The following is a 21,472-nucleotide window of genomic DNA, read 5'->3' on the forward strand; positions in this document are numbered from 1 at the left end:
AATCCCCTTCAGCCCGTGCGGATTCCGAGAGCTTCCCTGTGCCGCCAGGCCAGGGCCAGGCAGGCGCGTGCGGCAGGCAGGGTGGTCGGATCGCTCGCGTAGGTCTGCACCGTCTCCTCGTCGAACGGAAGCCCTTGGTAGGGGCGCTTCTTGTGGCCGAACAGAAAGTCGTCGAGCATCCCCGGCAGACGATCGTCCTCACTCAGCGGACGGCCGCCCCTGCCCTCCAATTCGCCCTCGATCACGGTCCGTTTCATGGTGGCGAAGACCCGGTCGAAGAGGCGCTCCTCGAAGACGCAGACCGTGAGGATCTCCGGCTTCCAGGTCAGCGGGTAGAGCCCGGTCCCGATGTAGTGACTGCGGGCACCACCGCCGCGCAGCGCGGACGCCACGGCGGCGTTGAGCGGATCCGCCATGAAGTCGACCGGCGTGACGCGTTCCGTCGGGTTGTTCACGTCCGAGGCTCCGAGGAGTTCCTCGGCGTACTCGCGGATGATGGTCGAGCGCAGGTCGAGGTCCTCGCCTCCGGTGGCGTGCCCGCTGCTGGGCCCGCCGGACGGCTGGAACTCGCCCGCCGGGACCACGTGGACGGTGCCGCGGGCGGTGGCGACCTTGGTGCGTCGGTGCAAGTAGAAGACGGCTCCACGCCGTGACGTACGGATGGTGAGGGTGTTCACGCCGGGTGTCGCACAGCGGCCGACGAAGTTGAAGGGGTCCGCCAACCACTGTCGATAGGGGCCGGCGATCGTGGCTCCTCCGGTCTCCGCGTACCGCTTCGCGGCTTCGTATCCGAGCGCCTCGCCGGTGTCGTACCAGTCGAAGTACGACCCCATGGTCATGTGCAGGGACGTGTCCGGAACCGAGGGGTCCAGACCCAGTAGCCGGAACGAAGGGGCGTTGAAGAACAGCGGCGGCGACACGTACGCGTCGACGGCAGCGGAATACGTGGGAACGGCCGTCCCCTCGGCCGTCGGCCAGTAGGGCGCAAGCAGCCTCTTGGCCGCGTCGAAGCGATCCGCACGGGGCGCGGAGTAGCGCAGTTCGATGTTGTCGAGCGGAAGCGGTTCGCGCGGGATCCAGCCCCTGCGGGTGAGCAGCGGCAGCCGGGGATCCGCCATGTGGTCGCGGTGCTCCTCAAGGGCCCTTCCGATGAGGCAAGCGACCAACTGTCCGACATATCCGTGGAGTTGCCTGAATCGGTCTTCTCGCCACTGAGGCGAAACCGAGCGCCGCTGGGCCATGGGGACTCCCCGGTGTGAGGGTCTGTCCACCAGCGTGGCAGAGGCTGGGCCGCTGCGTCAGCCAGTTGAAGCCCGACGCACCTGGGCAGGGGAGAAATACGGGCGACGGGGGCCGGACGGCTCTGGCACCATCCCCACGTGATCACTGACCCGCGCACCACCTCGTACCTGACCGCCGCCGTACGCAACAACGCCCAGTGGTGCGACGCCGTCTGCCACGCGCACCACGTGGCGGGGGCGGTGGGAGAGGGCGCGTCCCAGCACGTGGCGGGGGCGGTCGAAGAAGGCGTGTGGGCAAGTCCCCGGCGCACTCCCCCGCTGTATCCCGACGCCGTGACGCTCTTCCCGGACGTGGCGCCTAAAGACGTGGTGGCGCGTATCGACGTCGCCTCCCCCGGCGCCTCCGTCAAGGACAGCTTCGCGACGCTGGACCTCTCCGGGGACGGCTTCGAGGTGCTGTTCGAGGCCCAGTGGATCCACAGAGCCGCCGGGGAGCAGGACGCGCCGGGGCCCCGCTGGGAACCGCTCGTGGGCGCCGCCGAGTTGCCCGCCTGGGAAGCCGCCTGGGCCGGTGACACCGAGGGCGGCGAGGGCGGCGAGGGCGGCGAGGGCGGCGAGCGGATCTTCCTTCCTCGGCTGCTCGACGACGGCGCCGTCTTCCTCGCGCGAACCGAGGCGGGACGCATCACCGCGGGCGCCGTCGCCTACCCCGCAGCCGATGTCATCGGCATCTCGAACCTCTTCGCCGCCGACGACGACCTGGACACCGCCTGGCGCTCCTGCCTCGCGGCCGCGGCCCGCCTGTGGCCGGACGTCGCTCTCGTCGGGTACGAGCACGGCGACGACCTGGCGGCCGCGCTCCGCCAGGGCTTCGCCCCCGTCGGCCCGCTGCGCGTATGGCTGCGGACCGACGGGAACGGCTGAACGCCGGGCGCCGGGCGCCGGAGTCAGCCGCGCGTGAACCGCAGGGTCACCAGCTCGAAGGGCCGCAGCGACACGGTGACCGCGTCGTCCGCGAGCTCCGGCGCCGCCACCCCGTCGAGCGGCCGCTCCAGGAGGTCGGTCACCGCGACCGACCCCGCAGTGAACCCGGCCATCAGCCTGGCCTTCGCCCGGCCGCCGCGCGACTCGTGGAAGCGGACGACCACGTCGCCGCTGCCGTCGTCGGCGAGCTTGACCGCGGTGACGACCACGGCGTCGTCGTCGACCGTCACCAGCGGTGCCACCTCGGAGCCGCCGGTCAGGCGCCGCTCGGGCAGGTTGATCCGGTAACCCTCGCGCACCGCGTCGCCGATCGCCGCGCCCGGCACCAGCGCGTGCCGGAAGCGGTGCACGCCCTGGTCCGTCTCGGGGTCGGGGAAGCGCGGGGCGCGCAGGAGCGAGGCGCGCAGCGTGGTGGTCGTGCCGGAGTCCTCGGCGCGGACCGTGCGGGTCACGTCGTGGCCGTACGTCGAGTCGTTGACAAGGGCGACGCCCCAGCCCGGCTCCTCGATGTGCACGAAGCGGTGGTTGCAGGCCTCGAACTTGGCGGCCTCCCAGCTGGTGTTGGTGTGCGTGGCGCGGTAGAAGTGGCCGAACTGCGTCTCCGAGGCGTACCGCTCCGCGTGGACGTCCAGAGGGAAGGCGAGCTTGAGGAACTTCTCCGTCTCGTGCCAGTCGACCTCCGTATCGATGTCGAGGCGGCCGATGCCGGGGGCCAGCGAGAGCACCTGGGTGAGCCGCGAGCCGCCGAAGGTGCGCACGACCCGCACCGACGCGCCCTCGCCCGGCTCGACCTCGTCCGCGTCGACGAGGTCGGTGACGGTGTTGCGGTAGAACTCGTCGACGTCCCACGCGTCCCACATGTTCGGGAAGTCGGCGTGGAGCTGCGGCAGGTTCGCCGCCTGTCCGGGCGCGACGGTCTCCCGGTCGGCCACGAGGTCGTACGCGGAGACGATCAGACCGCGCGCGTCGATCTCCACCCGCAGCAGCCCGTTGTCGAGGACGAAGCCGCCCTCCGCACGTGAGGCGATCGCCGACTGGCCGTCGATCGCTGCGGGCCGCGCGCCGCCCGCGGGCACGCCGTCGCGGGTGTGCGGGGTGGAGTTGAAGACCAGCGTGCCGGTGCCCTCGCCGGCGAGCGCGCGCTGCGCTTTGTCGATGATGCCGTTCAGCTCCTGGGCGAGCGCCGCGTAGGTGGCGCGGGCCTCGCGGTGCACCCAGGCGATCGACGAGCCGGGCAGGATGTCGTGGAACTGGTGGAGCAGCACCGTCTTCCAGATCCGGTCCAACTGCTCGTAGGGGTACGAGAATTCATCGGACCGGACGGCCGCGGTGGCCGCCCACAGCTCCGCCTCGCGCAGCAGGTGCTCACTGCGCCGGTTGCCCTGCTTGGTGCCCGCCTGGCTGGTGAGCGTGGCGCGGTGCAGCTCCAGGTAGAGCTCGCCGACCCAGACCGGCGGGTTCGGGTACTCGGCCTCGGCCTTCTCGAAGAACTGCTCGGGCGTCTCCCACTGGACGGTCGCCGAGCCTTCGAGGTCCTTGAGCCGCGCCGCCTTGGCGATCATCTCGCGGGTGGTGCCGCCGCCTCCGTCGCCCCAGCCGGTGGGTGCCAGGGAGTGCCGGGCGACGCCCTTGTCCTTGAAGTTCTTCGCCGCGTGGGCGATCTCGCTGCCCTTCATGGAGCAGTTGTAGGTGTCGACGGGCGGGAAGTGCGTGAAGATCCGCGTCCCGTCGATGCCCTCCCAGTTGAAGGTGTGGTGCGGGAAGCGGTTGGTCTGCGACCAGGAGATCTTCTGTGTGAGCAGCCACTTGGATCCGGCGGCCTTGATGATCTGCGGAAGCCCGGCCGCGAAACCGAAGGTGTCGGGCAGCCACGCCTCGTCGTTCTCGACGCCGAACTCGTCGAGGAAGAACCGCTTGCCGTGCACGAACTGACGGGCCATCGCCTCCGAGCCCGGCATGTTCGTGTCCGACTCGACCCACATGCCGCCCGTCGGCACGAACCGCCCGTCGGCGACGGCCTTCTTGACCTTCGCCCATACCTCGGGCCGGTGTTCCTTGATCCACGCCCACTGCTGCGCCTGGGACATGGCGAACACGAAGTCCGGCTCGTCCTCCAGGAGCGCGGTCATGTTGGACGTCGTACGCGCCACCTTGCGCACCGTCTCACGCAGCGGCCACAGCCAGGCGGAGTCGATGTGCGCGTGGCCCACGGCGCTGATGCGGTGCGCGGAGGGCTCGGCGGGGGTGGTCAGCACGCCTTCGAGCCGGGCGCGGGCTGCGGCGGCCGAGCCGTTCACGTCCTGCAGGTCGACGGTGTCGAGCGCACGGCCGACCGCGCGCACGATGTCGTAGCGTCGGCCGGAGTCCTGCGGCAGCTCCCGCATCAGCTCGCCGAGCACCTCCAGGTCGAGGACGAGCTGCCACACCGTCTCGTCGAAGACGGCGAGGTCCATCCGCTCCAGCGTGTACTGGAGCTCGCTGCCCGCGGTCTCCTTGTCGCCCAGCTGCGTGGGCAGGAAGGGGTGGTAATCGAGGATGACGGGGTTGGAGGCGGCCTCGATGTGCAGCCGCACCTCCTCGCCGCCCTCGGCGGGGGCCGCGATCCGCACCCACTGGTTGCGGGGGTTGAGACCCTTCACCGGGGTCCCGTCGGGGCGGTAGACCAGGCCCTCGCACTGGAAGCCCGGCATGTTCTCGTCGAAGCCGAGGTCGAGGACGGCCTCGACCGTCTTACCCGCCCACTCCTTCGGTACGGTCCCGGTCACGCGGAACCAGCTGGTGCCCCACGGCACGCCCCACTTCTCCCCGACAGCGGTCGGGGAGGCGTCGGCGGCGAGTCCTTCGGCGACGGGGACGGGTTCGTCCGGGGCGTTCCACACGGCGACGTCGAGCGGCACGGAGGTGGGGTACACGGCGGGCCTGATGCGCTCGTCCAGAACGCGCTTGAGCCGGGCTTCGACGAGGGTGCGGTCGTCATGCATGAGGGGTCTCCAAGGGGGTTCTTCTGTACGGGTCGTGTGGGGCGGGGTGGGGTGGGGTGCGGTAGGGCGGGTTCTCTTCCCCGAGCCCGCCCCTTCCCGAAAGTCGCGGCTCCGCCGCCCGGGGCTCGGTAGATCGCGCTCCGCGCTCGTCCTCAAACACCGGACGGGGCGAATTTTCCAGCCCGTCCGGCACTGATTTCTTTCAGCCCCTCCGGCGTTTGAGGAGCGGGGTCCGGGGCGGAGCCCCAGGTTCGGGAAGGGGCGGGGTTGGGGAGGGAAGCGCGTTTGGGGCTAGCGGACCTCCCCCGGCCGCACGACCTCCGTGATGCCCCGCGCGGCGAGATGCCCCGCGTCGGCCGCCCGTCCGGCGAGGACCACCGCGGGGCGCACCCCGTCCGCCACAAGCCGCGCGTACGCCTCGAACACCGCTCCCCCGGGCCCGCACTCCGAACGCCGCGCCACGTCCTCGTCCACCACCACCGCGGTCGTCCGCGGCGCGGGCACGTACGCACGCCCCCGCCACTCCTTCGCGATCCGGGCGATCGCCGCACCCGTCGGCTTGACCTCGCCCTCATTGGTCAACAGACCGAGGCTGTACTCCAGTTCGGGAAAGTCCGCGAGGTCCCGCGACACGTCGTGGGAGCACCACCACGTCACGCCCCACACGTCCTGGCAGTCGAGCGCGGCGGCGATCGTCTCCTCGGTGAACCGCCCGGCGTGCTCCGCGGGGATCAGCGGCGCGGGCGCCCCGACCTCCTGCAGCCACACGGGCCGGCGCGGATCGTCCGCCCAGGCCTTGGAGAGCTCGATCATGTACGCGGCATGGGTGCGCGTGGCCGTCCCCGTGCGCCCGTGCCGCTGGGCCGTGCCGTTGAACACCCACGAGTGCACGGCGGTCGCCCCACCGAGCCGCGCCGCCTGCGCCGGGGTGAACGGCTGGTCGTCCTGGTACCAGGCGGCGTCGTACTCGGCGTGCACGTGCAGCTTGCCGGGGGCGCCCTCCTCGCAGGCGGCGAGGACGGTCCGCAGCCAGCTGTCCGCCTGCTCCTCGGTGATGCGGTCGGGGTCGGGGTGCGGTCCCGCCGAGAACTGGTTGATCTCGTTGCCGATGGTCATGCCGATGAAGTTCGGCCGGTCGGCGAGCGCGGCGGCGAGGGTGCGCAGATACTCGGCCTGTCCGGACACCACCTCGGGGTCGGTGAAGATGTTCCGCCGGTGCCAGGTCTGCGTCCACGCGGGCAGGAAGTCGAAGCTGGACAGATGCCCCTGGAGACCGTCGACGTTGACGTCCAGACCCCGCTCGGCGGCGGCGTCGGCGAGCTGGACCAGCTGCTCGACGGCGCGCGGCCGGACCAGGGTGCGGTTGGGCTGGAAGTACGGCCAGATCGGGAAGACCCGGATGTGGTCGAGACCGAGCGCGGCGAGGGAGTCGAGGTCGGCGCGGACGGCGTCGATGTCGAAGTCGAGCCAGTGGTGGAACCACCCGTGGCTGGGCGTGTAGTTGGCGCCGAAGCGCGGCGCGCCGGACGGCGCCGAGGAGGGCGATGCAGAAGGCAAGTCGAATCCTGGTTCTGGAGGGTTCGGGGGTGGCCCTGGAGGGTTCTGGGGCCCCGGAGAGTTGGGGAACCCGCAGAGTTCTGGAGGACCCGGAGAGGTCGAGGCGGCGCTCAGCCCTTGACCCCGCCTTCGCCGACGCCGCGGAAGAAGTACCGCTGCAGGCAGGCGAAGAGGACGATCAGCGGGAGCACGGCGATGACCGTGCCCGCGGCGACGAGGCGTTCGTCGTTGGCGAAGGTGCCGTGGAGGTAGTTCAGGCCGATGGTGAGCGTGAACCGGTCCGGGTCGCTCAGCACGATCAGCGGCCACAGGAAGTCGTCCCAGGCGCCCATGAACGCGAAGATCGCGACGACGGCGAGGGTGCCCTTGACCGCGGGCAGCGCGATGCGCAGGAACCGCTGCCAGACGTTGGCTCCGTCCACGAACGCGGCTTCCTCGATCTCGTAGGGCACGTTGAGGAAGGCGTTGCGCATCAGCAGGACGTTGAGTGCGGAGACGCAGCCGGGCAGCAGCACACCGACGAGGGTGTTGTTGAGGCCGAGCTCACGCATGGTCGTGAACTGGGCGATGATGATGCCTTCGACGGGCACCAGCATGGCCAGGACGAAGACGAGCGTGGCGGCTCTGCGGCCGCGGTAGCGCAGACGCGCCAGGGCGTAGCCGGCGAGGGCGGCACCCACGCAGTTGGTGACGACGTTGGCGGTGGCGACCTTCAGGGAGTTGAGCGCGTAGTCCCAGACGGGGATGGTCTCGGAGACCCGCTCGTAGTTGTGGAAGGTCGGGTCGGAGGGCAGGAACTTCGGCGGTGAGCTGAAGATGTCCTCGTGCGGTCCCTTCAGCGAGGTGGACAGCTGCCAGAGGAACGGCCCGATCATCAACGCCAGTACGGCGAGCAGGAGTACATAGCGCAGGACGATCTCCCACACGGGCATCCGGCGGCCGTTCTCGTCGGTGACGCGCGGTCGGCGGCGGGGCCTCGGGCGCGTCTCGTTCTCGGCGATGCTCACGCGTCCTCCTTCCGGTCCGCCCGCAGCACGAGCAGCATCAGCGCGACGGTGACGACGAAGACGACGACCGAGATCGCCGAGGCGTAGCCGACCCGTCCGGTCAGGCCGGTGCCGACGCGCTGCACCAGCATCACCAGGGTGGTGTCCTCGCCCGCGGGTCCTCCGGTGGGGCCTGCCATCAGATACACCTCGGAGAACACCTTGAAGGCGGCGACCGAGGAGAGCGCGCCGACCAGGACCATGGTGGAGCGCACGGCGGGCACGGTGACGCTGAAGAAGCGGCGCACGGCCCCCGCGCCGTCGACAGCCGCCGCCTCGTGGAGCTCGCGCGGCACGTTGGCGAGCGCCGCCAGATAAATGATCATGTAGTAGCCGAGGCCCTTCCAGACCGTGACGGCCATGGCGCTGAACAGGAGCAGCCACTGGTCGCTGAGGAAGCCGACCCTGCCGACGCCCACCGCTTCCAACACCGCGTTGACCAGGCCGCGTTCATCGAGCATCCACACCCAGATCAGGCCCACGACGACGATGGACGCGACCACCGGCGTGTAGAAGGCGGACCGGAAGAAGGTGATGCCGGGGAGGTGCTTCTGGACGAGCATCGCGAGCAGCAGGGGCAGCAGGACGAGCGCGGGGACGACCACGAGGACGTACAGCGTGCTGTTGCGCAGGCCGATCCAGAACATGTCGTCGTGCAGCAGCTCACGGAAGTTCGCGAGGCCCACGTACTCGCCCGGCATCAACGTCCGTTTGTCGGTGAAGGAGTTGTTGAGCGTGCTGATGAACGGATAGAGGATGAAGACGGCGACGATCGCGAGCCCGGGTGCGGCGAACAGCCAGGGACTGGTGGGCAGTTGACGCCTGATCTTGGCGGGGCCCCGGTCGGCGGGCCGGCCGCCGTCCGCGGCTTCCGCGGCGGCGCGGCTCGCGTCCGGAGGGCTTGGGGCAGTACGGGTCTTCATGGCTGACGTTCCCTGGTCATGGCTCGGCACGGCGCCGCAGCTCAGCTCTGCTTCAGCAGCCGGTCACAGTTCTTGACAGCGTTGTCAAGTGCTTCCTTGGGGCTCTCCTTGCCCTGCAGGGCCTTGGCCACGGAGTTGCGCAGCTCGACCTTCATCTGCTCGCTGAAGAGCACGGGCGTGTAGTTCACCGCGGTCTTGATGGACTTGGCGGCGGCGACACGGACCCGGGTCTCCTCCTTGCCGTCCTGCTTGGTGAAGTACGGGTCGTCCAGGGAGCCTTCGGTGCTCGGGAAGATCGCGACCTGCTTGGCGAACTCCATCTGGTGCTCGGCGTCGGTGACGAAGTGCGCGAAGGCGACGGCGGCCGGGGTCTGCTTGGTACGGGCGTTCACCATCACGCCCATCACGTACATGTTGTCCTTGCCGGTGCTGCTGATCTGCGGGGTGATGCCGATGTTCTTGTAGAGCTTCGGCGCTTCCTTCTTGAACTTCTCCAGGTCGAGCGCGCTGCCCGGGTTCATGGCGACGGCCTCGGTGAGGAACTTCTTGCCCGTCGACTCCGGCGTGGCGGTCAGGGCCTGACCGTCGAGCGCCTTGGCGTCGTACAACTTCTTGTACTCGGTGAGGAGTTCGACGCCCTTCGCGTCGTTGAAGCTGAAGCCGGTGCCCTCCTCGTTCATCAGGGGGACGCCGTAGCGGCCGAAGTCCTCGATGGTGGGGACGTTGGCGAGCGTGGCGATCTTTCCGTCGCTCTTCTTCGACAACTGCAGTGCCTGGTCGAAGAGTTCTTCGTAGGTCTTCGGGGGCTTGCTCTCGTCGAGGCCCGCGTCCTTGAACAGCCGCTTGTTGTAGAAGAGCGGTCCGGTGTTCAGGTACCAGGGGAAGGCGTACGTTCCCTCGGTGCCCGGTATCTGGTGGCTCTTCCAGGCTCCGGGGAGGTACTCCTTCTCGTACTTGCCCGCGGCCTTGTCGAGGTCGAGGGCGATGCCCGCCTTGGCGAGCGGGGCGACGAGGTCGGGCGAGACGTTCACGACGTCGGGGAGCGTGCCCGCGGCGGCGTCGGCGCTGATCTTGTCGGCGTAGCCCTCGCCGGGCTGGTCGACCCAGTTGACCTCCGTGCCGGGGTACTTCTTCTCGAACTCGTCGACGAGGCCCTCGAAGTAGGGCTTGAAGTTGGCCTTCAGGTTCCAGGTCTGGAAGGTGATCTTGCCTTCGATCTTCCCCGACGCGTCCGTGGAGCCGCCGCCGTCTCCGTCGCCACAGGCGCTCAACGGCAGCAGGACGGCGAGGACGGCGCCTGCGGCGACCGCTCTGCGGGGGATACGGGAGATACGCACGGTGAAACGGCTCCTTTGCTCGGCCCAGCGTGAGACGGCGGTGACCGCCGCCGTCGAAGCCGGGCAATCCACGCCGAGGCAGACCCTGCATGGAACGGCCGGGAGAAGTCAATGGATTCGGGCGGGCGAATTTCCGTGATCCCTTGCGATGATCCCTGTCAAGGGGCCACAACTGCCCAGGTCAGAAGGGTGCATTGAGGTCCTTGCGGCAAGCGACTAATGCGCTTTAGAGTCAGGCAGCTCAAGCGCATTAGTATCCGGGAGCCAGGAAACCGGCGACCAGGAGAGCCGGGACAGCCAGGAAAGGGGCAACGGGTGCAAGGCAAGCGGTCACCGGCGCGCCGGCCGACCATGAAGGACATCGCGCGCCGCGCCGGGGTCTCCGAGAGCGCCGTCTCCTTCGCGCTCAACGACCGGCCCGGCGTCTCCGACATCACCCGTGACCGGGTGCGCAGGGTCGCCGAGCAGCTGGGCTGGTGGCCCAGCACGGCGGCGCGCGCCCTGTCCGGCGAGGGCTCGGCGACGGTGGGCCTGGTGGTGGCGCGCCCCGCGGCGACGCTGGGCGTCGACTCGTTCTTCCTGCAGCTGATCTCGGGCATCCAGGAGGTCCTCGCGGAGCGGCACTTGGGGCTGCTCTTCCAGGTGGTGGAGGACGTGGACGCCGAGTGCGCGGTCTACCGCCGCTGGTGGGCCGAGCACCGGGTGGACGGCGTCCTGGTGGTGGACCCGCGCACGGACGACCCACGGCCCGCGCTCCTGGACGAGCTGGGCCTGCCCGCCGTGGTGACGGGCGGCGTGCCGGATCCGGACGCGGAGCATCCGGGCCTGTCCACGGTGTGGGCGGACGACGCGGGCGCCATGGCGTCGGTCGTGGGCCATCTGCACGCGCTCGGACACCGCCGCATCGTGCACATCGCGGGCCTCGAAGGCCTCGCGCACACCGAGCGCCGCATCCGCACCCTGCGCGCGGAGGCGGACAGCCGCGGTCTGTCCGGGGTGCGTTCGGTGCCGACGGACTACTCGGACGCGGAGGGCGCCGCCGTGACCCGGCGGGTCCTGGAGTCCGCGGAGCCGCCGACGGCTCTCGTGTACGACAACGACGTGATGGCCGTGGCCGGTGTCGCCGCCGCGAGATCCCTGGGCTTCGCGGTCCCGGGCGACGTCTCGGTCGTCGCCTGGGAGGACTCGGCGCTGTGCCGCATGGTGCACCCGTGGCTGACGGCCCTGTCCCGGGACACGGTGGCGTTCGGCCGCACCGCGGCCCGGGAACTGCTCGCCCTCCTGGACGACGGGCCGGCGGCGACGGTGCAGGTGCCGTTGCCGCGGCTCATCGAGCGGGAGAGTACGGGGATGGTACGGGGTCAGTCCTTTGCACCGCCCGCGCCACCGGGGGGTCCCGGAGGCCACGGGAGCTCCGCGAGAATCGGGAGCAGCGACTCCTCCTCGTAGTCGAGGTGGGCCGTCAACTCTTGTGACATGCGGGCGAGTTCGGTGCGGAACCGGTCGGGGTCCGCGCTCCCGATGTCGGCGAGGAGCGCGGCGAGTTCGCCCTGGATGCGGGCCACCGTCCGGTGCTCGTCGGCGAGCCGGTCGAAGGTCTCGCGCAGCTCGGGGTGGTAGCCCGCCATCGCCGGGAAGAGGTGCACGTCCTCGCTGGTGTGATGGAACTCCAGGGCGTCGCAGAACGCCAGACAGTGCTGCCGGATCTGCAGACCGAGCCCCGGGGCGGGCGGCACCCCCGACCCCTGGTGTGCGGCGAGCGCCGCGAAGTGCGCCTCGGTCTCGTCCCGCACATGCCGCAGCTGGCCGCGCAGCCAGAGGTGCACCTGCACCATCTTGTCCGCGAAGTTGCCTGTCTCGGCGGGGATGTCGGCCTCGTGCGCGGGGCGTTCCAGGACGACGACCGGCAACACGCGGCTGGTCCGCGCCTGGTAGTCGCTGTATCCGGGCTCGGCGGCCACCACGCCCTCGAAGAGGCGGTCGCGCCGCTCCCCCTCCGCGGGGACGGCGATCGCCTGGAACTCCTCGGCACCGAGCTCCACACGGACCGCGGGGCGGGCCAGGACGTTGTGGTACCAGTCGGGATGCCGCGGCGCGCCGAGGTTCGAACCGACGACAAGCAGCAGGTCGCCGTCGCGCACGTAGCCGAGCGGGGTGGTGTGCTCCTTGCCGGACTTCGCGCCGGTGGTGGTGAGCAGGAGGAGGTCGCCGCCTTCGAAGGGGCCGCCGACCTTGCCCGCGTTGGCGCGGAACTCGTCGATCACGGACTGGTTGAAGGTGGTCGGCGTGGAGGACGTGGGGTCTGTGGGCGTGGAAGGCGTGGGCGTGGAAGGCGTGGGCATGACGGTGTGCAATCTCCGTACAAGGTGTTCGGGACCGCGCCGGGCGCGGTGACGGTGAGGGAGCGCCACGCGAGAGAGGCATGGCGGGAGCGCGCGAAGGCGCGCGGATCAGGCGGAAGCCCTGTGGTGTGAACTCACGACGTGTTCATCGGCGTCGTCCTTGAGTGAAGGTGCTCGCCCGATCGCCGACCTGCCCACTGCTCTTTGGTCGGCGCCACGCGGCACGAGCACCATTACAGTCACCCACTCCCCCGGATGTCAACGCGGGGCCGCTCTCACACCCTGGAGCGGTACAGACCGAACTCCGCGATCCGCACGGTCCGCCGCGACCGCGTCACCCGCAGCCGCCACACCCGCGCCGTGACCGGGGCGGCCAGGGCCAGCACGCGGCTCGCGCCCACCGTGTCGACCTCGGCCACCGTCCGCCAGCCGTCGCCGGTCTGCCCTTCGGCCCGCACTTCGATCACCGCGTGCTCCAGCTGCTGGCCGCGCCTGATGTCCTCGGCGAGGCGGATCCGGTCGACCTCGCGCGGCTTGCCGAGGTCGACGGTGACGGTGCCGGCGGCGCGGTCGTGCCGGGTCCGTGCGCCGCGCGCGAGGTCCCTCGGCAGCTCCTTGCGGATGCGCTCGCGGAACTCCCGCAGCCGGGCCACGTCCGCGTCGGGCAACAGGCCCCGCTCGTCCGGCGGGATGTTGAGCAGCAGCACCGAGTTGCGCCCGACCGACCGGAACCAGATGTCCGTCAACTCCTCGACGGACTTGGGCTGTTGGTCCTCGTGGTAGAACCAGCCAGGCCTGATCGACACGTCGCACTCGGCGGGCCACCACTGCAGGTACTGGGCGGCGGAGCGGGCCTCGACGAGCGCCTCGCGGCTGCCCTGGTCGGGGGCGTCGTACTTGAGGGCGTAGTCGATGCTGCCGTTGCCGGAGTCCTTGACCGGGACGACGCTCCACTCGTTCTCGCGCGCCAGGCCGCCCTCGTTGCCGACCCAGCGCACATCCGGGCCGCGCACGGCCATCGTGGCGTCCGGAGCGAGCGCGCGGATCAGCATGTACCAGCTGTCCCAGTCGTACGTCTCCACCTTGTCCGGCGGGATACGGCCCTGCGCTCCGTCGAACCACACCTCGTCGACGGGCCCGTACTCGGTGAGGACTTCGTAGAGCTGGTTGAGCATGTGGGCGCCGTAGTCGGTGGCGTCGAGCGTGAAGGAGCGCGGTTTCCCGCCCGCCCGGTCGTCGCCCGGCACGAGGGTGGGGACGGTGCGCGGGGCACGCTTGCTGCCGTTGGCGTAGACGCCGTCGAGGTACTGGTTCTCGTCAGCGGGTGAGATGTACACGCCCACCTTGATGTCGTGGCGCCGCATCGAGTCGGCGAAGGAGCGCAGGACGTCGCCCTCGCCCGCCTGCCAACTGCCGCTCGCCACACTGTGCTTGGTGTAGCGGGAGGGATAGAGGACGAAGCCGTCGTGGTGCTTGACGGTGAGGATGGCCAGCTTGAAGCCGCCGTCGCGCAGGGCGCGCGCCCACTGGTCGGTGTCGAGGCCGGACGGCTGGAAGACGTCCGGGTCCTCGTCACCCGTACCCCATTCGAGGCCGGTGAAGGTGTTCACGCCGAAGTGCAGGAACGCGGTCTGCTCCAGCTTCTGCCAGGCGATCTGCCGTGCGGTGGGCCTGACTTGGGAGGCTTTCGTGACCAGGGTCTCGGGCGAGTCGCCCGGACCGATGGGGATGCGGTGGGGCGGCTGGGTGCCGCCGGTACCGACGGCGGTCGGGGCGGCCGCGGCGAGCGAGGTGCTCGACGCGGCGACGGCCGTGGTGACGGCGGCGACCATGAAGAGGCGCCTGCTGACGGTCATGGGGGTTCTGTCTCCCTCGGGTCGGGGCCAGAAGTCGGTCAGGGCGAGGAGGCCCGGTGGTCGGGGTCAGGAGGCGGTCAGGGCGAGGAGGCCGGGTGGTCGGGGTCAGGAGGCGGTCAACGTCCATACCGCTGGCGCGCGTTGGTCCTGCGGGTACTGCACGATCCGCCCGCCCCGCGTCACGTGCGCGGCCATGCGCGTGATGGCGTTGGTGAGCCGGTGGCCGCCGGGCACCTTCGTCAGCTGCCAGCGCTGCAGCGTGTTCGCGGCGTCGCAGGTCTCCTCGGTGACGGCCGTGCCGGGCTGGAGCGGCACGTTGAGGGTGAGCCTGCCGCTGCGGGTCTCCAGGCAGGTGCCGTTCGCCGCGGACGCGAGCGTCACGTATCCGTCGGCGGTGCGCTTCACCTCGACGTCGAGGGGCTCGGCACGGCCCTTGGTGTCGCGCAGGATGTACGCCCCTTCGGCGACGGGGATCTTCGTCAGGTCACGCCAACCGGGCGCGTGACCAACGGACTTCGCGCGCTCCGTGAACTCCGTGTACGTCGTGTCGGGGTGGGCGTTGCCCCAGGTGACCTGTGCGATGTGGGCGAGCGGCAGCGCCATGGAGGCCGCGACCTCGTTCTCCGTCTCGCCGCGGCCGTTGTCGGGCCACAGACTGATCTTCGCGCCGGTGATGCCGTCGCCGGTGGCGAGCTTCTCGCCCTCGAAGCTGCGCGGGTCCCACCGCTGGTCGTACAGCTTCTCGGTGTCGGTGTGGAAGCCGCCGCGCACGAGGTAGAGGGAGTAGGCGGCGTTCATCAACGGATGGCCCTGCGCGATGAGTCGGCTGGGCTTGGTCTTCACGTTCAGCCAGTGCTCGACGGTGGCGCCGGGGGCGACGGGGACGGTGTGGTCGCCGGTGAGACCGTCGTTCCAGATGCGCAGGTCCTTGCCCTTGCTCCGCGCGTAGGCGTGCACGCGGTTCACGAAGTCGATGAAGGCGTCCTGCGGGGTGGCGTTCTCGCCGTACTTCTTCTTCGCGTACTCCAGGATGTGCGGGTACTTGGCGAAGTCGGAGCCGAGCATGTACTCGTCGGCGCCCATGTGCCAGGACGTCGCGGGGAAGACCTCGGCGTACTCGTCGACGAGGCTCGTGTAGTAGGCGAAGGCGGCGTCCTTGGTGACGTCGAGGCGCGAGGGCTGGGGCTTGCCGTCGGAGTCGGTGAGCTGGAGATCGGGCCGCTTCTCCAGCCAAGGGTCCATATGGCCCGGGGAGTTGATCTCCGGAACGATCGTCACGTGGTACTTCTCGCCGAGCGCGACGAGCCGGCGCATCTCGCTCTTGGTGTAGTAGCCCCAGGAGTTGGCCTCGGGGTGCCGCTCGCTCTTCACCTTCAGCTCGAGGAGCAGCTGGTTCTGCTTCCGATACGCCATGTCGCGCACCAGGTTCTCCAGCCACGGCGTGGAGATGTTGATGTAGCAGGCGCAGACTCCGACGCCGCGCTCCTTGTAGCGCGGCACGTCGACGGTGCGCCCGGCCGGGACGCGGTCGCTCCGGGCGAGTAGCTGGAGCAGGGTGCGGGTGCCGTAGAAGGCCCCGGCCTCGCGGGCCCCGGTGATCTCGAGCCGCCCACCCGCGTGCAGCTGGTACCCCTCGGAGCCCAGCGCCTTCCGGGCACGGTCGACGTCGATCACGATGTCCCCGTCACGCGCGGCACCGCGCGCCACGGGCACGCGCCCTTTGCCCGCGGCCTCCAGATCATCGGCGAGCGTGGCGGCGACGCGCCGCGCCTCGGGATCGCGCGCGACGAGACGGGTACCGGCCCCGTAGTGGTAACTCCCGTCGGCGGGCGTCCAGTCGGCGAGAGCGGGAACGGTACGCGGCACACCCGGCGGGGCTTCCTCGGCAACGGCGACACCCGGAACCGGCGCCACGAGCAGGACGAGCGCCGCGACCGCACCGACGACGCGCGGCAACCGGGGGCGGGACGGAAAGAGCGAACGCAGTTCGGTCATGAGGTCCGATGATTCAAGCGTCCCACGAAGGTGTCAATGCATCACGCGCCACGGGGACTTGGACATTCTTGCGGCCTCACCCCACCGACCCTCGCCCGGACCGATGTCAATCCATCGGATGAATCCAGCGAGGCGACGAGACGGGCGTTCCCGGGAAGATCGACGAGTCCGGGCCCGCGCATGCCGGGCGTGGGGCCTTGAGAGGGGTGCGCTCACACCTGCGCCCCCGGCCGTCGCAGGGCGGGGGCGCGTGGCGAAGCGGATCGGTGTGGTGCCCGATCGGAGCGGGGCGGAGTCCCCTCAGTCGATGCCGGGGAGGATGTGCGGCTCGGCGAGGTCGTCCTCGTAGCCGGCCAGGCGGATCGGGGCCGCCTTGGCCCACGCCTCCAGGTTGCGGAGCTTCTGGGGCCGGCCGGCCCGTTCGCCGCCGCGTTCCGCCGGTCGCTTTTCGTGCTTCGTCAGATCTGGTGTCACCGCGCACTCCTTTGTGTCGCGTAACGGAGGGACAAGTCAGGGCAGTTCGGTCGCGGTGGCGCCGTCTCTGGCGGGACCGCGGCCGTGGTGCCGGCCTGTCCCGGGGCGGCCGAGGGAGGCTTGTGGCTCCCTGATGGCTACCCGTTCGCCTTAGGTTAACCAAATGAGCGGACCCGCGCTCGATGGGGCTCGAAAGATAGGGGTTGATTCCGGACAATGACGGACCAGGCAGGGCAGGAGACGGCTACGCCAGGAGTGGCGTTGGTGACCGGCGGCTCCCGCGGGATCGGGTTCGCCGTCGCCGGGGCCCTCGCGCAGGCCCACCACCGGCTCGTCGTCACCGCGCGTGACGCCGACGGAGTACGGGCCGCGGTGGACGCACTGCGTGCGACTGGCGCGAAAGCGGTCGGCCTGACGGGCGACGTCGCCGACCCCGCGCACCTCGAAACCTGCGTGGATCTCGCCATGCGCGAGTTCGGGCGGCTGGACGTCCTCGTCAACAACGCCGCGACGAACGCGCCCTACGGCTCGCTGATGGACGCCGACCCCGCCGCCTGGCGCACGGCCTTCGCCGTGAACGTCGACGCCGCCCTGCGCCTGACCCAACTCGCCTGGCGGGCCTGGATGTCGGAGCACGGCGGCGCCGTCGTCAACGTAGGCACGGAGGGCGCCGAGCACGTCGGCCCGAACGTCGGCGCCTACGGCACGAGCAAGGCGGCCCTGCTCCACCTCACGCGTCAGCTGGCCGGCGAGCTCGCCCCCTCGGTCCGGGTCAACTCCGTCTCGCCCGGCCTGGTCCGCACCGAGATGGCCCGCTTCGTCTGGGCACGGGCGGAGCAGGAGCTCGCGGCCGGGCTCCCGCTCGGACGCATCGGGGAGCCCGAGGACGTGGCGCGGGCCGTGCTGTGGCTGGTCTCGGACGCGGCCGCCTGGGTCACGGGGACGGACCTGGTCGTGGACGGCGGCACGCGGGTGCGCGCGGCCTGGACGGGAAACGGCACATCACATGCGGGAAGCGGCACGTCGCTCACGGGAAAGGGCCCGTCGTACGCGGTGCACGAGCGCCTGCGCACGACGGGCCCCGACACCCGCTGAGGGCCTGACGCCCCCGTTGAGGACCCACCGTCCCCCGTCGAGGACCCGCGGCCCCCGCCGCTACCACTTGCCGGGCGCGTAGTCCTTCAGGAAGACGCCGTACAGGTCCTCGCCCGCCTCGCCGCGCACGACCGGGTCGTAGACGCGGGCGGCGCCGTCGATCAGGTCGAGCGGGGCGTGGAAGCCCTCCTCGGCCAGGCGCAGCTTGTCGTAGTGCGGGCGCTCATCGGTGATCCAGCCGGTGTCGACCGAGGTCATGAGGATGCCGTCGGTCTGGAACATCTCCTGGGCGCTGGTCCGCGTGACCATGTTCATCGCGGCCTTCGCGGCGTTCGTGTTCGGGTGGCCCGCGCCCTTGTAGCCGCGGCCGAAGACGCCCTCCATCGCGGAGACGTTCACGACGTAGGCACGGCCGCTCGCCGCCTTCTTCGCCGCGTCGGCCATGGCCGAGCGCAGCGCGCTGATCAGGATGAACGGCGAGGTGTAGTTGCACAGCTGGGTTTCGAGCAGCTCCACGGGAGAGATCTGCTCGATGGTCTGCACCCAGGTGTTGCTGTCGACGACGTCCGGGACCAGGCCGCCCGCGTCGATCGCGGTGCCGTCCAGGTGCCGGGCGACGCTGGCGTTGCCCGCGACGAGCGCGAGGTCGGCGACCTTCTGGGCGTCCAGACCGCTGGTGCCGACGGGCAGCGCGGCCGATCCGCCGAGAGCACCGACGGCGCCGGAGTTGAAGGCGCCGATGACGGAGTGGGCGGGCAGCTCCCCGGCGGGCAGCGGCGCGCTCTCGCCGTCGACCAGGGCGGCGTACGCGGAGGGGAGCCGGCGCACGGTCTGCGTCGCGTTGTTGATCAGGATGTCCAGCGGCCCGGCCTCGGTGACCCGCTCGGCGAGCGCGACGGACTGGGCCGGGTCGCGCAGGTCGATGCCGACGACCTCCAGGCGGTGCAGCCAGTCCGCCGAGTCGTCCATCGCCTTGAAGCGGCGGATGGCGTCCTTGGGGAACCGCGTCGTGATGGTGGTGTGGGCACCGTCACGCAGCAGGCGCAGCGCGATGTACATGCCGATCTTGGCGCGGCCGCCGGTGAGCAGGGCGCGCTTGCCGGTGAGGTCGGCGCGGGCGTCGCGCCTGGACCGGTTCAGACGGGCGCAGTCCGGACAGAGCTGGTGGTAGAAGTAGTCGACTTCCACGTACCTGGTCTTGCAGGTGTAGCAGGAGCGCGGGCGCTGGAGTATCCCCGCGATCCGGCCCTCCTCGGTCTGCGAGGACGGCAGCAGGCCCTCGGTCTCGTCGTCGATGCGCTGCGCGGAGCCGGTGGCGGTGGCCTCCGTGACGGCCTTGTCGTGGGCGGTCTTGGCGGCGCGGCGCTCCTGGCGGCGGCGCTGCTTCACCGTCCGGTAGATCCCGGCCGTGGCCCGGCGCACGGCGATCGCGTCCGGGTGGTCCACGTCCAGCTTGTCCAGCTCGTCGAGCACGGCGAGGCAGACGGCGAGGCGGTCCGGGTCGATGCCGGGCCCGTACACGACAGGGCCCTCCTGGCTTTCGTCTGTCACCGTCATCGCCGCTGTCCTCGCGTCATTCCGTGCCGCGGCGCATCTGGTCGTCCGCGGAAGCTCCAAAAGCGCAACTTTACGTAGCGGCGGGCCCCGTCACCAAACCCGCGCCCCGGGCACACACCGCCACGAGGCCGTCGATCTCGTCCCGCACGCTCTGCGCGAGGAGCTCCAGATCGGGCACGGCGGCGGCATCGGCGATCAGGCCGTAGTGCACCCTGCCCCGGTACGTGGAGACGGCGACGGCCAGGGACTGCCCCCGGGCGAGCGGCGCGAAGGGATACACCTCGGCCAGCGGGCAGCCGCCGAGCCGCAGCCCGATCCCCGGCAGCGGGACGCTGGTGACGAGGATGTCGAAGAGCAGCCGGGCGGCCTGCGCGACGACGGGCCCGCCGATCCTGTGCCCCAGCGGATGCACGTGCTCGGCGAGCAGCGCCACGGCCCCCGCGCCCCGCTCCGGCCCCGCCTCCTTGTTGCGGTCCATGGCGGTGCGCACGCTGCGCAGCCTGACCAGTGGGTCCTCGTCGCTGACCGGCAGCCGTACGAGATAGCCGGAGAGCCGGTTGCCCGGCGGCTGCGCGGTGCGCGGGCGGCGCCGCGAGACGGGGACCAGGGCGCGCGGCTCGACGCCCTCGCTGCAGTCGCCGCGCTCGTCGAGCCAGCGGCGCAGGGCTCCGGCGACCACGGCGATCACCACGTCGTTGACGGTGCCGCCCACGGCCTTGCGCACCTGGTGCACGTCGTCCAGGTCGAGGACGACCCCGGCGGTGCGGCGGGTGCCCGTGGCGGACGAGGTGAGGGCGGCGCAGGAGCGCATCCCCAGGGTCGCGCGCGCCACGGAGGAGCCGATGCCGAGGGCCTGGCCGACCTCCGCGACGGTGCCGCGGACGAGACCGGGCAGTCTGCGCGGGTCGGGGACGGACCACCGGGATGCCGCGGGGGCCTGCGGGCGCGGCCGGGAGGCGGGCAGGTCGACGGGGTCGAGGAGGGCCGCGCCGAGCGTGAGCGCGCGCAGCCCGTCGGCGAGGGCGTGGTGGAACTTGAAAAGGACCGCGAAGGACGTGCCGTCGGCGCCGGGCAGCACATGGGCCTCCCAGGGCGGCCGCTCGCGCTCCAGCTGCCGCTGCATGAGCTCCCCCGCCGCGGCGTGGAAGTCCGCCGCGGGGGCCGAGAGCCTGACGTGCTCCAGCGGGTCGAAGGCGGGCACGGGCACGCGCGTCGCGCCGCCGACGGGGAGCCAGACGGAACGTATGCGCATGCGAAGCCCCGGCACGGCCGCCGCGCGGTCCGCGAGGAGCTCGGCGGCGCGCTCCGCCGCGCCGGGCCCGTCGGCCTCGAAGACACCGAGTGCCCCGAGGTGCATGGGGTGCTCGGCGGTCTCGATGTTCCAGAAGGCCAGGTCCAGGGGTGTGAGCAGGTCAGAGGTCTCTGCAGGCGATGTAGTCAAGGGATCGCTCTCGCGTCGAGGACGATGCGGGGGATGACGAACGAGAAGTCAACCGCCGCGAGCGACTACGGTCAAGTACGATCAAGCTACGCTGAGTTAACAACAGATTAAGGCCCGCCTCTCTGGGAGAGGCGGGCCTGATGTGGCCCATGTGGTGCAGATGTGAACTTCCCGCTTCAGGAACCGCGACCTGCCCGGCGGGAATCCGCCGGAGGCGGCCTCAAGAGCGCGGGCAGCCCGGCACCGTCGCCTGCGACGCGTCGCGGATCAGCGCTTCGTGCGCCGCCCTCACCCGCCGCACGTCCGGCTTGACGACCTTGCGGTCGTAGGTGAGCAGGCCGTTCAACTCGCCCTCGACATCGGTGATCTGGGTGTGCACCGCGCCGCTGTTTCCCTTGCGGACCAGCGCGCGCACCTCGTCCAGCTTGGCGATGTAGTCGTCCGTGTACGTCGCTGGATCCACGTCGACGTAACTCTGCTGCACGGCCCAGGCGGGGCCGGGCACCGCGAGTCCGAGGCCGCCGTACTCGCCGCTCACCAGGGCCCGTTGGCCGTCCGGGCGCGGCGGCGGGGCCGGGCTGGGATAGCTGTGCTCGTCCATGATGTCGCCGGCGTTTCCGTCGGCCCCCAGATTGAGCCCCGA

Annotated in this window: 15 protein-coding genes and 1 pseudogene; 3 read left to right on the forward strand and 13 right to left on the reverse strand. The window is 70.8% G+C overall.

The window, feature by feature from the left end; translation table 11 throughout:
* Window positions 1-8: 8 nt before the first annotated feature.
* Window positions 9-1,118, reverse strand: a complete 1,110-nt coding sequence (locus AB0B50_RS37385; protein WP_362340324.1) for a hypothetical protein — start codon at window positions 1,116-1,118, stop codon at window positions 9-11.
* 261 nt (window positions 1,119-1,379) lie between these two features.
* Between AB0B50_RS37385 and AB0B50_RS37390 the strand changes: the two genes are divergently transcribed.
* Window positions 1,380-2,165 carry a hypothetical protein gene (locus AB0B50_RS37390; RefSeq protein ID WP_362340326.1) on the forward strand — a complete coding sequence of 262 codons (786 nt, stop codon included), beginning with the start codon at window positions 1,380-1,382 and terminating at the stop codon, window positions 2,163-2,165.
* 23 nt (window positions 2,166-2,188) lie between these two features.
* Here the strand turns inward: AB0B50_RS37390 and AB0B50_RS37395 are convergent, their stop codons facing one another.
* The 5 genes from AB0B50_RS37395 to AB0B50_RS37415 all read right to left on the reverse strand — a co-directional run bounded on the left by AB0B50_RS37395 (window position 2,189) and on the right by AB0B50_RS37415 (window position 10,069).
* Complete coding sequence (locus AB0B50_RS37395; protein ID WP_362340328.1) at window positions 2,189-5,206, reverse strand: glycoside hydrolase family 38 C-terminal domain-containing protein; 3,018 nt, start codon at window positions 5,204-5,206, stop codon at window positions 2,189-2,191.
* A gap of 291 nt (window positions 5,207-5,497) precedes the next feature.
* Entirely contained in the window at window positions 5,498-6,763 is a 1,266-nt protein-coding gene (locus tag AB0B50_RS37400) for a glycosyl hydrolase (protein ID WP_362340330.1), read from the reverse strand.
* A 110-nt stretch (window positions 6,764-6,873) separates the two neighbouring features.
* Window positions 6,874-7,764, reverse strand: a complete 891-nt coding sequence (locus AB0B50_RS37405) for a carbohydrate ABC transporter permease (protein WP_362340407.1) — start codon at window positions 7,762-7,764, stop codon at window positions 6,874-6,876.
* Between the two features lie 2 nt (window positions 7,765-7,766).
* A complete protein-coding gene (locus AB0B50_RS37410; protein WP_362340332.1) occupies window positions 7,767-8,732 on the reverse strand; it encodes a sugar ABC transporter permease in 966 nt (321 codons plus the stop codon).
* A 41-nt stretch (window positions 8,733-8,773) separates the two neighbouring features.
* On the reverse strand, window positions 8,774-10,069 hold the full coding sequence (locus AB0B50_RS37415) for an extracellular solute-binding protein (protein ID WP_362340334.1): 1,296 nt from the start codon (window positions 10,067-10,069) through the stop codon (window positions 8,774-8,776).
* A 315-nt stretch (window positions 10,070-10,384) separates the two neighbouring features.
* Here AB0B50_RS37415 and AB0B50_RS37420 point away from each other — a divergent pair, with 315 nt between their 5' ends.
* A complete protein-coding gene (locus AB0B50_RS37420; protein WP_362340335.1) occupies window positions 10,385-11,518 on the forward strand; it encodes a LacI family DNA-binding transcriptional regulator in 1,134 nt (377 codons plus the stop codon).
* On the opposite strand, the gene AB0B50_RS37425 is transcribed toward AB0B50_RS37420, so the two are convergent.
* The 4 genes from AB0B50_RS37425 to AB0B50_RS37440 form a co-directional block, all read right to left on the reverse strand.
* Complete coding sequence (locus AB0B50_RS37425; protein WP_362340337.1) at window positions 11,431-12,411, reverse strand: nitroreductase/quinone reductase family protein; 981 nt, start codon at window positions 12,409-12,411, stop codon at window positions 11,431-11,433. The genes AB0B50_RS37420 and AB0B50_RS37425 overlap by 88 nt on opposite strands.
* A 275-nt stretch (window positions 12,412-12,686) precedes the next feature.
* Complete coding sequence (locus tag AB0B50_RS37430; RefSeq protein ID WP_362340338.1) at window positions 12,687-14,267, reverse strand: alpha-L-fucosidase; 1,581 nt, start codon at window positions 14,265-14,267, stop codon at window positions 12,687-12,689.
* 105 nt (window positions 14,268-14,372) lie between these two features.
* On the reverse strand, window positions 14,373-16,262 hold the full coding sequence (locus tag AB0B50_RS37435; protein ID WP_362340340.1) for a family 20 glycosylhydrolase: 1,890 nt from the start codon (window positions 16,260-16,262) through the stop codon (window positions 14,373-14,375).
* Between the two features lie 300 nt (window positions 16,263-16,562).
* Window positions 16,563-16,736 carry a hypothetical protein gene (locus tag AB0B50_RS37440; protein WP_167355632.1) on the reverse strand — a complete coding sequence of 58 codons (174 nt, stop codon included), beginning with the start codon at window positions 16,734-16,736 and terminating at the stop codon, window positions 16,563-16,565.
* Window positions 16,737-16,952: 216 nt separating this feature from the next.
* On the opposite strand from AB0B50_RS37440, the gene AB0B50_RS37445 reads away from it, so the two are divergent.
* Window positions 16,953-17,831: an SDR family oxidoreductase gene (locus AB0B50_RS37445; protein ID WP_362340342.1), complete on the forward strand. Its 879-nt coding sequence runs from the start codon at window positions 16,953-16,955 to the stop codon at window positions 17,829-17,831.
* Between the two features lie 60 nt (window positions 17,832-17,891).
* On the opposite strand, the gene AB0B50_RS37450 is transcribed toward AB0B50_RS37445, so the two are convergent.
* The 3 genes and pseudogenes from AB0B50_RS37450 to AB0B50_RS37460 all read right to left on the reverse strand — a co-directional run.
* The gene (locus tag AB0B50_RS37450; RefSeq protein WP_362340344.1) at window positions 17,892-19,388 is read right to left on the reverse strand and encodes an SDR family NAD(P)-dependent oxidoreductase; all 1,497 of its coding nucleotides are present in this window, start codon (window positions 19,386-19,388) and stop codon (window positions 17,892-17,894) included.
* A 70-nt stretch (window positions 19,389-19,458) separates the two neighbouring features.
* Complete coding sequence (locus AB0B50_RS37455; protein ID WP_362340345.1) at window positions 19,459-20,829, reverse strand: wax ester/triacylglycerol synthase family O-acyltransferase; 1,371 nt, start codon at window positions 20,827-20,829, stop codon at window positions 19,459-19,461.
* Window positions 20,830-21,049: 220 nt separating this feature from the next.
* Window positions 21,050-21,472: pseudogene (locus AB0B50_RS37460) on the reverse strand (glycoside hydrolase family 2); the annotation flags it as partial.

Origin of the sequence: Streptomyces sp. NPDC041068, assembly GCF_040647455.1 — a bacterium.
Lineage (GTDB): Bacteria > Actinomycetota > Actinomycetes > Streptomycetales > Streptomycetaceae > Streptomyces.